Below are 14,501 nucleotides of genomic sequence, written 5' to 3'. Positions count from 1 at the left end.
GCGCGTACCGCGTCTTGAGAGCGTCTCGCCGGGTCAGTACACCTTGGCGAGCCGATCCACCGACTTGCCCAGCGAGGACAGATCGTCGGTGACCTGCTTCATCTCCTTGACCCGCCCGTTCGCGACCTTGACGAAGGCATCGGACGCGGGGCCGTGCCAGGTGAGCCGGCCGAGCGAGGAGTTGATCTCCTTGGTGAGGCCGTCCATTTCGCTGCTCAGCTTCTCCAGGGCGGCAGCGATCTTCTGCAGATCCGCCTCGCCGCCGCCGAACATCTGCCCAAGGACCCAGTGCGCGATCTCGGCCGGCGCCATCACGATGTCCTTGCCGACCTCGACGACATCACCGACCAGCTTCGTTCCGTCGTCCCAAAGATCTCCGAGAGATCCCATCGCTTCCACCCCCGTGGTGCGTACGGCCCATGCCTGCAACCAGCCGAGGCTAGCGCTGCATGTACGTGACATCTACCGCTGGGCGCCGGCCGTCGGTCGCACCGCGGCGCGTTCCGGCCATGAGCGACATGCGCATATCGTCGACCGTTGCGCCTGGCTTTGCCTTCGTCACACAAAAACGCTGCTCACGGAAAACCCGGACCGCTCGTGCGCGCGGTCGATTGGCGGAAACCCTCGCCTCAGCCGTCCGCCCCTGCCGTCCGCCCCGGGTGCGGGGCCACCGCATGGCGCACCGCGCATGGGGCGCCAAGGCATCAACCGCCCCATGCGGCGGCCCCATGCGCAACGCAGAAGCCCCCTGCCAACGGATTCCCGTCGGGCAGGGGGCTTCCCGTCACTCGGTGACGGAGGCGGTGTCAGGCGTGGGGCGTAAGCGTCACCCGGCGCCCACGAAGATCACGAAGAGCAGCCAGACGACCGGGGCGGTGGGCAGCAGGGAGTCGAGCCGGTCCATGATGCCGCCGTGGCCCGGCAGCAGGGTGCCCATGTCCTTGATGCCGAGGTCCCGCTTGATCATGGATTCACCGAGATCACCGAGGGTGGCACTGGCGGCGACGGCGAGGCCGAGCAGCAGCCCCTGCCACCACACGCCGCCCTTGATCAGGAACTCCATGCACAGCGCACCGGCGACCATCGCGAACAGCACGGCGCCGACGAGCCCCTCCCGCGTCTTGCCGGGACTGATGCGGGGCGCGAGCTTGTGCTTTCCGAACCGCCACCCCACGGCGTACGCCCCGGTGTCGCTGACGACGGTCAGCAGCAGGAACGTCAGCACCCGCTGCGGCCCGTCCGCGTCGGCGGCGAGCATCAGGGCGACGAAGGTGGCGAGGAACGGCACGTAGAACGCCGTGAAAACGCCCGCGGTGACGTCCCGCAGGTAGTTCTCCGGCTTCCCCGTCATCCGCCACACCAGAACGGCGAGGGCGGTCAGCGCCATCGCCGCCCATGCGCCGCCGGCCCCGCGGACGTACCCGGCGATCACCATGGCGGTGCCGCCGACGGCGAGCGGGACCAGCGGTACCTGGATGTCCTTGCGTTCCGCAAGACGTGCGGTCAGCTCCCACAGGCCCACGACGACGGCGACCGCTATCACGCCGATGAAGACGGGCTTGTAGACGAAGAGGGAGGCGAGGATGACCACGCCGAGGCCGACGCCCACCCCTATCGCGGCGCGCAGATTGCGCCCCGCGCTCTTCTTCTTGGGCTTCTCCGGCTCCGTCGGATGAGGCTTCTGCGGGTCCGTCGAGCCATCGGGCCCGGGGGAACCGGGGAAAGGCGTGGCCATGGGCTCCTGCGGCTTTTCGTCGCGGAACAGGGGGCCGCTCAGTCGAGTGGCCCCCCGGTCGTCCCGGTGGTTCGGGTCATCCCGGGGGCCCCGGTGGTCCCGGTCGTCGTCCTGGTGTCCGCCGATGTCGGGCACGACGGGCAGCGGGCGGGTCCGGGCGACCGCTCCCCCGTCGAATGAGTGCCCCGCCGCGGCGGGGGACGCCGCCCCATGCGGCGCGGGGGCCGCCCCGTGGTCCGGCGCCGGTCCCCAGGAACCGGCGCCGGGCGAGGAGCCCCAGGATGACTCGTTCATCAGACCTCGAGGAGCTCGGATTCCTTGTGCTTGAGCAGCTCGTCCACCTGCGCGACGTACTTCGCGGTGGTGTCGTCGAGCTCCTTCTCCGCGCGACGGACCTCGTCCTCGCCGGTCTCCTTGTCCTTGACCAGCTTGTCCAGGCTTTCCTTGGCCTTGCGGCGGACGCTGCGGATCGAGATCTTCGCGTCCTCGCCCTTGTTCTTGGCAACCTTGATGAACTCCTTGCGGCGTTCCTCGGTGAGCTCCGGGAACGTCACACGGATGATGTTGCCGTCGTTGCTCGGGTTGACACCGAGGTCCGAGTCGCGGATCGCCTGCTCGATGTTGCGCAGGGCGCTCTTGTCGAACGGCGTCACGACGGCCATCCGCGGTTCCGGAACCGCGAACGACGCCAGCTGGTTGATCGGCGTCATCGCGCCGTAGTAGTCCGCCACGATCTTGTTGAACATCGCCGGGTGCGCACGCCCCGTGCGGATCGCGGCGAAGTCCTCCTTGGCGACCACGACGGCCTTCTCCATCTTCTCCTCGGCTTCGAGGAGGATCTCTTCGATCACCACTTGCTCCTGGTCTTATTCGTAAGAAGCAGAGCCTCGCCCCTGCCGCGCGTCCACTCCTGCACGGTGTCCGACCGGCAGGCGGTTGTCCATCCCCGTGCCGGTCTCGTCCCCGTGCACGGGAGGTGCCGCGGGGCGCGGGGCAGCGCCCCGTGCCCGCGCGGCAGTTGGGGCCGTCAGGCCCGGGTGTCCTGATCGCTGACGAGCGTGCCGATCTTCTCACCCTTCACCGCACGCGCGATGTTGCCCTCGGCGAGCAGTTCGAAGACGAGGATCGGAAGCTTGTTGTCACGGCACAGCGTGATGGCGGTGGCATCGGCGACCTTCAGGTCGCGGGTGATGACCTCGCCGTATTCGAGGGCGTCGAACTTGACCGCGTCGGGGTTCTTCTTCGGGTCGGCGTCGTACACGCCGTCCACGCCGTTCTTGCCCATCAGCATGGCCTGGGCGTCGATCTCCAGGGCGCGCTGGGCGGCCGTGGTGTCGGTGGAGAAGTACGGCATGCCCATGCCGGCGCCGAAGATGACGACGCGGCCCTTCTCCAGGTGGCGCACGGCGCGCAGCGGGATGTACGGCTCCGCGACCTGCCCCATGGTGATGGCGGTCTGGACGCGGGAGTCGATGCCTTCCTTCTCCAGGAAGTCCTGGAGGGCGAGGCAGTTCATGACCGTACCGAGCATGCCCATGTAGTCGGAACGGGCCCGGTCCATGCCGCGCTGCTGGAGTTCGGCGCCACGGAAGAAGTTGCCGCCGCCGATCACGATGGCGATCTCGTAGCCGTCGCGTACCACGGCGGCGATCTCGCGTGCGATGGCGTGGACGACGTCGGGGTCGACGCCCAGACCGCCACCGCCGGCGAACGCTTCGCCGGACAGCTTCAGCAGGAAGCGTCCCTTCCCGCCGCTGTCAGGATTGCCGGCTTTATCCGAGCCGTCGGCACCGTGGTTCATGTGAAGCTCTCCTCGTACACATACGAAGGAGGCCATTGCCGTGGGTCTGGTTCAGATCCCTGTGCGGCAATGGCCTCCTCGTCACATCTGCGGCCGGCCGGTGTGCGGCCGACTGCGTACGACCCTAATGGGGCCGCGGGTCATTCGCTGCCCTGCACCATGCGGTCGGCCGTGGCGGCCGGTCGCGGTGGCGCGGGGCGTTCCGGCTCGCTCAGATGCCGACCTTGATGCGCGAGAAGCGCTTCAGGCTGACACCGGCCTCCTGGAGGACCTTCTCGACCGACTTCTTGTTGTCGAGCGCGTACGGCTGACCGAGCAGCGTCGCGTCCTTGAAGAAGCCGTTGAGGCGACCCTCGACGATCTTCGGGAGGGCGGCCTCGGGCTTGCCCTCGGCGCGCGTGGTCTCCTCGGCGACACGGCGCTCGGCCTCGACGACCTCGGCCGGCACGTCTTCCTTGGCGAGGTACTTCGGCGCGAACGCGGCGATGTGCTGGGCGATGCCCTTGGCGACCTCGGCGTTCTCCTTGTCGAGCTCGACGAGGACACCGATCTGCGGGGGCAGGTCGGGCATGGTGCGGTGCATGTAGGCCGCGACGTAGCCGCCGGTGAACTGCGCGAAGCGGTCCAGGACGATCTTCTCGCCCAGGTTGGCGTTGGCCTCGTCGACGAACGCCTGGACGGTCTTGCCGGCCTCGATCTCGGAGGCGAGCAGCGCCTCGATGTCGGCCGGGGAGGTCTTGGCGACGTGCGCGGCGATCTCGTTGGCGACGGCCTGGAACTTCTCGCCCTTGGCGACGAAGTCCGTCTCGCACTTGAGCTCGACGAGGACACCGGAGGTCTTGTCGTCGGCGATCAGGGAGACCACGGCGCCGTTCTCGGCGGAGCGGCCCTCGCGCTTGGCGACGCCCTTCTGGCCCTTGATGCGCAGCGCCTCGACGGCCTTGTCGACGTTGCCCTCGGCCTCGTCCAGGGCCTTCTTGCAGTCCATCATGCCGGCGCCGGTCAGCTCGCGGAGCTTCTTGACGTCAGCGGCGGTGTAGTTCGCCATGATCTGTGAATCTCTTCTCGAAAGTCGAAAGATCTACGGGTGGACGGCGGGGGCGGCGCTTGTGGCACCGTCCCCCGCCGTCGTCAACCGGTCTGAGGTCAGGCCTGCTCGGCGTCGGCCGCCGGCTTCTCCTCGGCCGCGGCCTCGGCGGGCTTCTCCTCGGCCTTGGGGGCCTCGTCAGCCTTCTTGTCGCCCTCGAGCAGGTCGCGCTCCCACTCGGCCAGCGGCTCGCCGGCTGCCTTCTCGCCCTTGGCCTCGGCGCCACCGGAACGGGCGATGAGGCCCTCGGCGACGGCGTCGGCGATCACGCGGGTGAGCAGGGTGACGGAGCGGATCGCGTCGTCGTTGCCCGGGATCTTGTAGTCGACCTCGTCGGGGTCGCAGTTGGTGTCGAGGATCGCGACGACCGGAATGTTGAGCTTCCGGGCCTCACCGACGGCGATGTGCTCCTTCTTGGTGTCCACGATCCAGACGGCGCTGGGCACCTTCTGCATCTCGCGGATACCGCCGAGGGTCTTCTCCAGCTTGGCCTTCTCGCGGGAGAGGACCAGCAGCTCCTTCTTGGTGAGGCCGGACGCGGCCACATCCTCGAAGTCGATCTGCTCGAGCTCCTTCAGGCGCTGCAGGCGCTTGTAGACGGTCGAGAAGTTGGTCAGCATGCCGCCGAGCCAGCGCTGGTTCACGTAGGGCATGCCCACGCGGGTCGCCTGCTCGGCAATGGCCTCCTGGGCCTGCTTCTTGGTGCCGACGAACATGACCGAGCCGCCGTGGGCGACGGTCTCCTTGACGAACTCGTAGGCGCGGTCGATGTACGACAGCGACTGGAGCAGGTCGATGATGTAGATGCCGTTGCGCTCCGTGAAGATGAAACGCTTCATCTTCGGGTTCCAGCGGCGGGTCTGGTGCCCGAAGTGGACGCCGCTCTCCAGCAGCTCCCGCATCGTGACGACGGCCATGGCCGTTCTCCTTGTGTTTCTCGGTTCCACTGCGGCCGGTCGGCCGCGGTGCCTGACGCCCCGACGCGCCTGCCGGGGAGGGAACCTTGCGGAACCGTCCGAGGACCGAGGGGCGCGGCCACCGTGCGGCCCGATAGGGACTGATGCACTGGCGGCGGGGCGTGCGAAGTCGACCCGGTGACCCGGATCGCCATCAGAAGTGTACGGGACGGCCGACGCGCTCAGCGACACGCGCCTTCCGCACGGTGCCGCCCCGTGCGGCCTCACCTGCATCGGGCCTCGCGGTGGGCCCGGCAGCCCCATGGCGGGACGCACCGGACCGCGCCGCGGGACGCCTTCGGTACGCGCCGGGCGCGACGGTTCGTCCCGGGGAGGCCGTGACGGCGCATGGGGCGAGAACCGGTACTCACGCATGGGGCGGGGCATCCACTCCTGCGCCATGCGGGCGGGAGCGGACACGCGATGTGACCGTCTTGGTGTGGGCGTGGGGGGACGCGGGTGTGGGGGACGCGGGTGTGGGGACTGCACGCCGGGCGTGCGAGGGGGCGGTCGACCGGTGCCAGGGAAGAGGAATCGGAAGTACCGCGGGCTACGAAGCCCTCATCGAGGAGAGGGGTGGCCTGAGCACGACGAGGCACAGCTTCCAGGTCTCCGGGGCTCACCGAATCGGGTGAGGAGGTTGTCCACAGAGGCAGGGTTACCCACAGAACTGGTCCAAGATCCCCGCGCTCGCTCCGGCTGCCTCACCGTCGAACCATGCGACTTCTCCTGCCTCTCCCCCGCCTCCGCGCCCTGCCCGGCCGCCTTCGCCCGTCGTCCCTGTCCGGCCCCCGCACTCCAGGCATTCCTTCGCCCTGCCTCGGCAGCCGTCGCCCGCCGCGCGTACGGCGTTTCGACCCGCTGCGGGCGTGGTGCCGCACGCGGTCACCGCGATCGAGCGGGTCCCTTGCGCGCCGCCTGTGCCGGAGCGCTGCCGGGGAGGTGCCGGCCAGGCAGTCCGGCGGGGCCGCTGCGTCGGCGTTCAGATCAGGTTCGCGTGATGCGACGACACGCGGCCGTCGGCCTGACTTGCTGAGCGCGTTCAGCTTCGGGCAGTGCTTGCGCATCGTCCGGCGGTGCGCACGCCGTTCAACGCCCGCAGCGGATCTCCGTGCGCAAGCACCGGCCTCCGGTCCCGCGTGGGCGCACGGTGCGCCGTACACCCCAGCTTCTGAGGCATCCCCGCAGGTCACAGCCGTTTCGGCCAGGGGTGGGCTAGCCGCTCTGGTGGCGGTCGCGGCCTTGGCCTCTCTCGCCGCGCTCACCGGGGTGGCGGCCGCCCGTGTGGGGGAACGTGACTCTTCGGTCAAGCCTGGGGCCGCTCCTCCGCCGGTGACGGAAGCTCCTGCACCTGCCTCCGCCGACCGTGCCTGGCCGGTGACCGGCGCTGCCGGATCGCGGCCCACGATTCTACGCGGCTGGGAGCCGCCGCCCGCTCCCTGGGCGCCAGGGCATCGCGGCGTGGACCTGGCGGCGACGCCCGGGACGACCGTCCGGGCAGCCGCGCCCGGCGAGGTCACGTTCGCCGGGGTTGTCGCAGGTCGGGGCGTACTCACCATCCAGCTGGCCGGCACCGGAGAACCGCCGCTCCGCACCACGTACGAGCCGGTCCACTCCTCGGTACGCAAAGGCGACCGGGTGGTGGCAGGGCAGCCGGTGGGCGTCCTCCAGCAGGGGCCGTTCCACTGCGACGAGCCCTGCCTCCACTGGGGCCTGCTGCGCGGGAAGACCTATCTGGACCCGCTCACCCTGCTTCCTCCAGACATGCAGCGGAGCGGCCCGTCCCGACTCCTCCCCCTCACCGGCATCCCCATTCCGCCGGAGACGTCCTCGGGCGGTGACGCCCCACATGAGCAGGGCGTACGGAAGACAAGAGGCCTTCAGGTGCAGCGCAATCGCCATGGGCCGACTGTGCGGCAGGGGCTGCTCAGCGGGGCTCCGCATCGTCCTGCATGGGCCGGGGCGGCGAGGGGGGCCAGGCGGATGGGCCGAGGGCATCGGTTGCCCAGGAGCCCATAGGGCGACGGGGCGGCGGGCGGCAGGCCCTGAGCGCTGAGGTAACGGCGAAGCGGGAGCAGCCGAGATCGACAGGCCGACGCGCGTGGTGGTGGGGCGGAGGAGGCGGTGGGAGGGGGAGGGAGGGGAAGCCCCCCAGAGGCCCAAACAACCAAGCCCCCTCAGCCCCCCACCCCCCGCAGAGCCATGGAGACCGCCGCCTCGGTGATCGCCTCAGGGTCCTCCGCGGCGCCGAGTTCGATGCGGCGGACAGCCGCGTCGACGACGCCCTGGAGGAGCATGGCGGCCAGGCGGGGCTGGGCGTGGCCGAGGCCGGCGAGCGCTTCCACGATCATGGCGATGAGTCCGCCGTGGGCGGCGCGGATCTTCTCCCGCGCCCCGGCGTCCAGCTCACCTGCCGAGATGGCGACGACCGCGCGGTGCCGTCGGTCGCCGACCAGCGCGAGCTGGCGCCGTACGTATGCCTCGATCTTCGCTTCGTCGGCGTCGGCGCGCTCCATGGCCGCCTGGACCTCCGCCGCCCATACGGGGAAGTCGACGGCGCACAGCTCTTCGACGACGGCGGCGCGGGAGCGGAAATATTCGTACACGGACGACCGCGCGAGGCCGGTGCGCTCGGCGAGTGCGGGGAAGGTCAGGGCTTCCGTTCCGCCTTCGGACAGCAGGGTGCGGGCGGCGTCCAAGAGGGCGCCGCGCTGCATTGTTCGGTGCTCGGCCACTGAGGCCGCTCGAATCCTGGGCACCCGACCACTCTACGGATGGGCGGCGCCGAGCGGCACTCCGCGTCGGCTCCACGGCGGGGCGCAGCCCTGCGAGGGCGGGTACGGCCCCCTCCCTGCCAGCCTGCCCGGCACCGCCGTCTTGCCCAATCGGTCCGGAGGCCGGGCGGCGGAAGCGGCCCGCCGCACAGCGGATCCGCCCTGCCCGGGCACTCGCCCGGCTCACCGCCCCGCGTCGGCGAGTTTGGCCCGGAGCTGGAGGACGGACTTGGTGTGGATCTGGCTGACGCGGCTTTCGGTGACGCCGAGGACGTTGCCGATCTCGGCGAGGGTGAGGCCCTCGTAGTAGTAGAGGGTGACGACCGTCTTCTCGCGGTCGGGCAGGGTGTTGATGGCGCGGGCGAGCAGCCGTCGCAGTTCGCGGTCCTCGGCGATCTCGACGGGGTTGTCGGCGGCGGTGTCCTCCAGCGTGTCCATGAGGCTGAGGCGTTCGCCGCCTTCGCCGCCGGCGTGCAGAAGTTCTTCGAGGGCGACGACGTTGGCCAGGGAGAGCTGGCTGAAGACGCCGTGGAGATCTTCGAGGGAGATGTCCATCTCGCGGGCGACCTCGGACTCCGAGGGGGTGCGGCGCAGCTGGGCTTCGAGGGTCGCGTAGGCGCGTTCGACGGCGCGGGCCTTCTGGCGTACGGAGCGGGGGATCCAGTCGAGCGCGCGGAGTTCGTCGATCATGGCGCCGCGGATGCGGGTGATCGCGTAGGTCTCAAATTTGATGGAGCGTTCGGGCTCGAACTTCTCGATGGCGTCGATGAGTCCGAAGACTCCGGAGGAGACGAAGTCGGCCTGTTCGACGTTGGAGGGCAGGCCGACGCTGACGCGCCCGGCGACGTATTTGACCAGTGGCGAGTAGTGCAGGATCAGCTGTTCCCGCAGGCGTTCGTCGCCGGTTCGCTTGTAGGAGCGCCACAGCTCGTCGAGCGCGCTGGGGGCGGCGGGGCGCACGCCGGCGCGCGCGGCAGGGGGTACTGCCGCGCGATCAGAACCGGAGGTGTGCTGGGGCATTCGTCGCCTTGAGCCGTTCTTGCCGGGACACGGGTGGATGGATGGGCGGGCTGGTCGGGTGTGAGCGTAGCGTGACTGAAGCGTCGCTGTGTGCGAGGGAGTGCGGTTCGGGTGTGCGCAGATACGTTCCGCTGCCCGCACCCCAGGGTTACGGCGTATGGCACACCGCGGCGTGCGTCCGGCGTTGCGCGCGGCGCGCCGGGGAGGCGGGGCACCGGCCGGGGAGGCGTGACCGACGGGGCTTCCGGTGTCCCGTGTGCCACATCAGCCTCTCCTTGCGATTCGGTTTGGCCTGCTGAACCACGCCAAATGGGGATTCGGCGTTCTTGTCCTCACCATTTCACCCGTTCGCGCCAGGTCAAGTACCGCCTCGCCGGGAACTGCCGGGATCGTCGCGCCGTACGAACTCCCAGTGCGCGCCGGATCTCCGGACGAATCCGAGCGTGCACAGTTCGTGGAGCTTGCTGTGGGTGACGTCCGGGGCGAGACCGGCTTCGCGGGCGACGTCGGCGAGGGCGGCGGCGCCGCGGGGCGGCAGGGCCTCCAGGACGCGTGCGGTGGCCGGTTCGAGGAGATCGCGGGCGAGGACCGGGCCGCGCGGTTCGGGTGCGAGGTCGCCGATGGCGCCGACCTGCTCGACGATTTCGTCGGCGCAGGTGACCACCGTGGCCTCGCCGCGCAGGAGTTGATGCACACCGGCCGAGAGTGCGCTGGTGACGGGGCCCGGTACGCCCATGGTGAGTCGCCCCAGGGACTGCGCGCGGCGGGCGGTGACGAGGGAGCCGCTGCGCAGCGCGGCTTCGACGACGACGGTGCCGCGGGTGAGGGCGGCGATCACGCGGTTGCGTTGGATGAACCGGCTACGGGTCGGATGGGCGCCGGGTGGTAACTCTCCGACGATCAGGCCCTGTTGGACGATGCGGTCGATGAGTTCGGTGTGGCCTGTTGGGTAGGCGCGGTCGATGCCGCAGGCGAGGACGGCGAGGGTGGCACCGCCTGCGGCGAGGGTGCCCCGGTGAGCGGCTCCGTCGATGCCGTAGGCGGCCCCGGAGACGACGGTCCAGCCGCGGTCGGCGAGCCCGGCGCCCAGGGTGGCGGCGAGGTGGGCGCCGTACTCGGTGCACGCCCGGGCGCCGACGAGGGCGACGGAACGCAGCGCCCACAGGCGGAGGTTCGCGTCGCCGCGTACCCAGAGGCCGGTGGGGCGGGTGTCGCCGAGGCCGTCGAGTTGGCCGGGCCATTCGTCGTCGCCGGGGCAGAGGAAACGGGCCCCGAGGGCGGCTGCCGTGGCGAGGTCGGCTGCGGGGTCGGTGCGGGCGGCGCGCAGGCGCAGACCGTCGAGTGCGGAGCGGCTCGCGTCCTTGGGTGGGGGTCCGTCGCCGGTGAGGGCGTGCCACAGGGCGACGGGCCCCAGTTCGCGCAGCCAGCGCCCGGCGCGGGGGTCGCCCGGTTCGACGATGCGGCTGAGGGCGGCGCGGGCGGTGCGCTCCGGAGTGGGGCGGTCCGAGGCCGGCGGTGCGGTGTCGGGGGCGCCGGTTCCGTGGATCCGAGGTTCGCCAGCGGTCGGGTGGTGCGGCTGGTGTGGCGGTTGAGGCGTGGTCATGACGTCACCTGGGCCGGGTCGGGGGTGGGACGCCGGAGGTGTTTCCCGTCCGGGCGGGGGCGGCGGCGGGCGGGTGGTGTGGGGATGCCGCGTTGGACGCCGGTGCGGAGTTCCAGGGCGGTGGCGACGTCTTCGGCTGTGGGACGGTCGCGTCCGGCGAGGTCGGCGGCGGTCCAGGCGACGCGGAGGACGCGGTCGAGGCCGCGGGCGGTGAGCAGGCCGCATTCCAGGTCGCGTTCGGCCTGGGCCAGTGCGCCCGGCTGGGCGTGCCAGCGGGTGCGCAGTTCATGGCCGGGCACCTCGCTGTTGGTGGTCCAGGGCGTCCCGGCGTAGCGGGCGGCGGCGCGGGTGCGGGCCTCGCGTACGCGGTCGGCGACGGTGGCGGTCGATTCGGTGCCGGCGCCAAGGGTGGCGAGGGCGGAGCGGGCGACCGGTTCGACGGTGACGCGCAGGTCGACGCGGTCCATGAGGGGGCCGGAGAGGCGGGCGCGGTAGCTGCGGACGGAGGACGGGCGGCATTCGCAGCCGCCTCCCGGGGTGCCGTGGCGGCCGCAGGGGCAGGGGTTCGCGGCGAGGGCGAGGAGGAATCGCGCGGGCATCCGCATCATGGCGGCGGCGCGGGCGACCACGACGTGCCCGGCCTCCAGGGGCTGGCGCAGGGCGTCGAGCACGCGGGCGCTGCATTCGGCGGCCTCGTCGAGGAAGAGCACCCCGCGGTGGGCGAGGGAGACGGCTCCGGGGCGGGGCAGTCCGGTGCCGCCGCCGACCAGGGACGCCATCGTGGCGGAGTGGTGGGGCGCGCAGTAGGGCGGCCGTTCGACGAGCGGCTGGCCGGGCGGGAGCGTGCCGGCGACGGAGTGCACGGCGGTGACTTCGAGGGATTCCTTGGGCGTCAGGGGCGGCAGCAGGCCCGGGAGGCGTTCGGCGAGCATGGTTTTCCCGGCGCCGGGCGGGCCCTTGAGGAAGAGATGGTGGCGTCCGGCCGCGGCGATCTCCAGGGCGCGGCGAGCAGTGTGCTGACCTGCGACGTCGGCGAGATCGGGGAGGTGGTCACCGGTGGGCAGGCCGGCGGCGAGGCCGGTGCCGGGGACGGCGAGCCCGGCCAGCAGCGGGTCGGGGCGGCCTGCCCGTGGCGTCTCCTCCTCGTCGGGGACCGGTTCGTCGGCGAGGAGGGCGATGAGTTGGCGCAGGCTGCGGACGCCGAGGACGGTGACGCCGGGGACGAGGGAGGCTTCGGCCGCGGTGCACTCGGGGACCACGACGGTGCGGTAGCCGGCTTCGGCGGCGGCGAGGACGGCGGGCAGCACGCCTCGGACGGGGCGGACCCGGCCGTCGAGCCCGAGTTCGCCGATCATCATCAGGTCGGTCAGCTCCCGCGGGTCGAGGCGTTCGGCGGCGCCCAGGACGGCGCAGGCGACGGCGAGGTCGAAGCCGCTGCCGCTCTTGGGGACCGACGCCGGGCTGAGGCCGACGGTGAGTTTCTTCTGCGGCCATTCGGCGCCGGAGTTCACGACGGCGGCGCGGACTCGGTCCTTGGCCTCGACGAGGCTTTTGTCGGGAAGCCCGACGAGGGTGAAGGCGGCGACGCCCGGTTCGAGGTCGGCCTGGACCTCGACGACGACGCCTTCGACGCCGACGAGCGCAACGGAGCAGGTACGGGCGAATCCCATCTCACGCCACCCCCCGGATGTGCTCGACGACCGGGGCGCCCCGGGCCGGCAGGAGGATGCCGATGACGTCGATGCGGACGCCTCCGGGCGGGGGCCCGCCGTGGCGTTCCATCCAGCGTTCGGCCAGGAGCCGCAGCCGGCGGGTCTTGTCGGGGCGCACGGCGGCCATCGGGTGTTCGTAGGCGCCGGCGCGGCGGGTTTTGACCTCGCAGATGACGAGGGCATCCGCGTCGGTGGCGACGATGTCGATCTCGCCGTCGCGGCAGCGCCAGTTGCGGTCGAGGATGCACATACCGCTCGCGGTGAGGCGGCGGACCGCCAGATCCTCGCCGTACCGGCCCAAGGCCTGCCGCGCTGTGGTGACCTGTGGGGCAGGAGTATGACGTGGCGCTTCGCGCCGGCCCCGAGCGCCCCCGGGAACGGCGCGGCTCCCCGGAGCGCGGGCGGCGCCGCGCCGTTTCCGGGGGCTCGTAGGCCCGGTCCGTGCGCCGTCGCCGCCCGGGCGGTTGGCGGACGCGGGGCCCACCGGCCCCGCGGCGTCCGCCGCGGCCGCGGAGCCGGTGGCCGGGGCCGGATCCGGGGAGACGGCAGGCGCGGAAACCGGTCCGTCGGCACCCGGGTGGTGCGGGGTGGCGCGAGTCGCCGGGCCGGGCGGCGCACCAGGGGCGGAGACGGGGCAGGCAACGCGCCCCGAGCCGGACCGCGCGGCCTCCGCGTGCCTTGACCACTCCTCAGCCACCGGACCGGGCGACGCACCGGATGCCGAACCGGCCCGGGCCACAAGTGCCGGCCCCGCACCCGGAGCAACCGGCTCGTCGCAGGGGAAACCCGCCGCTCCCGGCCCTCCCGGCCTCACCACCCCGGCAGCCCCAGGACACACCGGCCCAGCAGGCTCCGGCCCCATAGGCCCCAAAGGCACAGAGTTCCTAGCCCCGACCGGCGCAGCCCTCACAGGCTCAGCCGCCCAGGCCCAGGCCCAGGCCCAGGCCCCGGCCCCTCCGAGCCATCCGCCGCTCTCCGGCTCCGGCGCCGTCCGCCGGGCGTTCTTCGAACCGTGCTGCATGACGTTCATGCGGTACCACCTCCGGCACCGACAGTGACGTCTCAGGCCAGAAGTATTGGATCTTGGTGGATAACCGCCCGACTGTGGATAACCCGGCCACCCGAACGAGCGGAAACCACGTCCGACGCACACCGCCCCGGCGCCCCGACCACGTCTCCACACCACCGACCGCACGACCGGGGACCGCGCAACCCCGGCCGCTCAGCCACAGCTCACACACGCCCCGGCCCACACCCGCAGACCACCGAATCGCGACCAGGCCGCACACCCGCAGACCGCCGAACCGCGGCCGGTTCGCATATCAGCAGGCCACAGCGCCGCGACCGGCCCACACATCCGCAGGCCACACGACCGCGGCCGGGCCACCCAGCCGCAGTCACCGCGGCTGCGGCCCGGCCGCACACGTCTCCCCGGCGCTCCCGGCGCGCCGGCAGCCCCTCCGGGCCGTCCCGGCTCAGCTCCCCGGCAGGTCCAGATCGCTCTTGTTGAGCTCTTCGATGTTCACGTCCTTGAAGGTCAGGACGCGGACCTGCTTGACGAAGCGGGCCGGGCGGTACATGTCCCACACCCAGGCGTCGGCCATCGAGACCTCGAAGAAGACCTCGCCCTGGACCGAGTGCACCTGCATCTCGTAGTCGTTGGTGAGGTAGAAGCGTCGCTCGGTCTCGATCACGTATTTGAACAGCCCGACGACGTCGCGGTACTCCCGGTAGAGCTTCAGCTCCATCTCGGTCTCGTACTTTTCGAGGTCCTCGGCGCTCATGGCAGATCCCCTTCAGCCGTGCGTGCCCC

The 14,501-nt window shown here is 71.5% G+C and carries 12 protein-coding genes and 1 pseudogene; 1 reads left to right on the top strand and 12 read right to left on the bottom strand.

Translation table 11 applies throughout. From position 1 onward, the window contains the following. Window positions 1-33: 33 nt before the first annotated feature. The 6 genes from ABT345_RS29860 to rpsB form a co-directional block, all read right to left on the bottom strand. Window positions 34-390, bottom strand: coding sequence for a WXG100 family type VII secretion target (locus tag ABT345_RS29860; RefSeq protein ID WP_345080168.1), 357 nt, complete (start codon window positions 388-390; stop codon window positions 34-36). A gap of 436 nt (window positions 391-826) precedes the next feature. Further along, a complete protein-coding gene (locus ABT345_RS29855) occupies window positions 827-2,029 on the bottom strand; it encodes a phosphatidate cytidylyltransferase (protein ID WP_345080171.1) in 1,203 nt (400 codons plus the stop codon). Next, window positions 2,029-2,586, bottom strand: coding sequence for a ribosome recycling factor (gene frr, locus ABT345_RS29850; RefSeq protein WP_345080174.1), 558 nt, complete (start codon window positions 2,584-2,586; stop codon window positions 2,029-2,031). Before frr ends, ABT345_RS29855 begins: the two co-directional genes overlap by 1 nt. Window positions 2,587-2,762: 176 nt before the next feature. Then, window positions 2,763-3,536 carry a UMP kinase gene (pyrH, locus tag ABT345_RS29845; protein WP_345080177.1) on the bottom strand — a complete coding sequence of 258 codons (774 nt, stop codon included), beginning with the start codon at window positions 3,534-3,536 and terminating at the stop codon, window positions 2,763-2,765. 211 nt (window positions 3,537-3,747) lie between these two features. Then, on the bottom strand, window positions 3,748-4,584 hold the full coding sequence (gene tsf, locus ABT345_RS29840) for a translation elongation factor Ts (RefSeq protein WP_345080180.1): 837 nt from the start codon (window positions 4,582-4,584) through the stop codon (window positions 3,748-3,750). Window positions 4,585-4,682: 98 nt separating this feature from the next. Beyond that, window positions 4,683-5,540, bottom strand: a complete 858-nt coding sequence (gene rpsB / locus ABT345_RS29835) for a 30S ribosomal protein S2 (RefSeq protein WP_345080183.1) — start codon at window positions 5,538-5,540, stop codon at window positions 4,683-4,685. A 756-nt stretch (window positions 5,541-6,296) separates the two neighbouring features. On the opposite strand from rpsB, the gene ABT345_RS33290 reads away from it, so the two are divergent. Continuing rightward, window positions 6,297-7,598 carry a peptidoglycan DD-metalloendopeptidase family protein gene (locus ABT345_RS33290; RefSeq protein ID WP_386459056.1) on the top strand — a complete coding sequence of 434 codons (1,302 nt, stop codon included), beginning with the start codon at window positions 6,297-6,299 and terminating at the stop codon, window positions 7,596-7,598. 158 nt (window positions 7,599-7,756) lie between these two features. Here the strand turns inward: ABT345_RS33290 and ABT345_RS29825 are convergent, their stop codons facing one another. The 6 genes and pseudogenes from ABT345_RS29825 to ABT345_RS29800 form a co-directional block, all read right to left on the bottom strand. Then, the gene (locus ABT345_RS29825) at window positions 7,757-8,296 is read right to left on the bottom strand and encodes a TetR/AcrR family transcriptional regulator (protein ID WP_345080186.1); all 540 of its coding nucleotides are present in this window, start codon (window positions 8,294-8,296) and stop codon (window positions 7,757-7,759) included. A gap of 240 nt (window positions 8,297-8,536) precedes the next feature. After that, window positions 8,537-9,373, bottom strand: coding sequence for an RNA polymerase sigma factor WhiG (gene whiG, locus ABT345_RS29820; protein WP_345080189.1), 837 nt, complete (start codon window positions 9,371-9,373; stop codon window positions 8,537-8,539). 358 nt (window positions 9,374-9,731) lie between these two features. Further along, a complete protein-coding gene (dprA, locus tag ABT345_RS29815) occupies window positions 9,732-10,976 on the bottom strand; it encodes a DNA-processing protein DprA (RefSeq protein ID WP_345080192.1) in 1,245 nt (414 codons plus the stop codon). Next, entirely contained in the window at window positions 10,973-12,646 is a 1,674-nt protein-coding gene (locus ABT345_RS29810; protein WP_345080195.1) for a YifB family Mg chelatase-like AAA ATPase, read from the bottom strand. Before ABT345_RS29810 ends, dprA begins: the two co-directional genes overlap by 4 nt. Window position 12,647: 1 nt before the next feature. Further along, window positions 12,648-13,001: pseudogene (locus ABT345_RS29805) on the bottom strand (YraN family protein); the annotation flags it as partial. Between the two features lie 1,162 nt (window positions 13,002-14,163). Then, complete coding sequence (locus tag ABT345_RS29800; protein WP_003980220.1) at window positions 14,164-14,472, bottom strand: DUF2469 domain-containing protein; 309 nt, start codon at window positions 14,470-14,472, stop codon at window positions 14,164-14,166. Window positions 14,473-14,501: the final 29 nt, after the last annotated feature.

The organism is Streptomyces sp. NPDC000404 (assembly GCF_040300365.1).
In the GTDB taxonomy this organism is placed as follows: Bacteria; Actinomycetota; Actinomycetes; order Streptomycetales; family Streptomycetaceae; genus Streptomyces; species Streptomyces ramulosus.
This window is presented reverse-complemented; position numbering and strand designations above follow the sequence as displayed.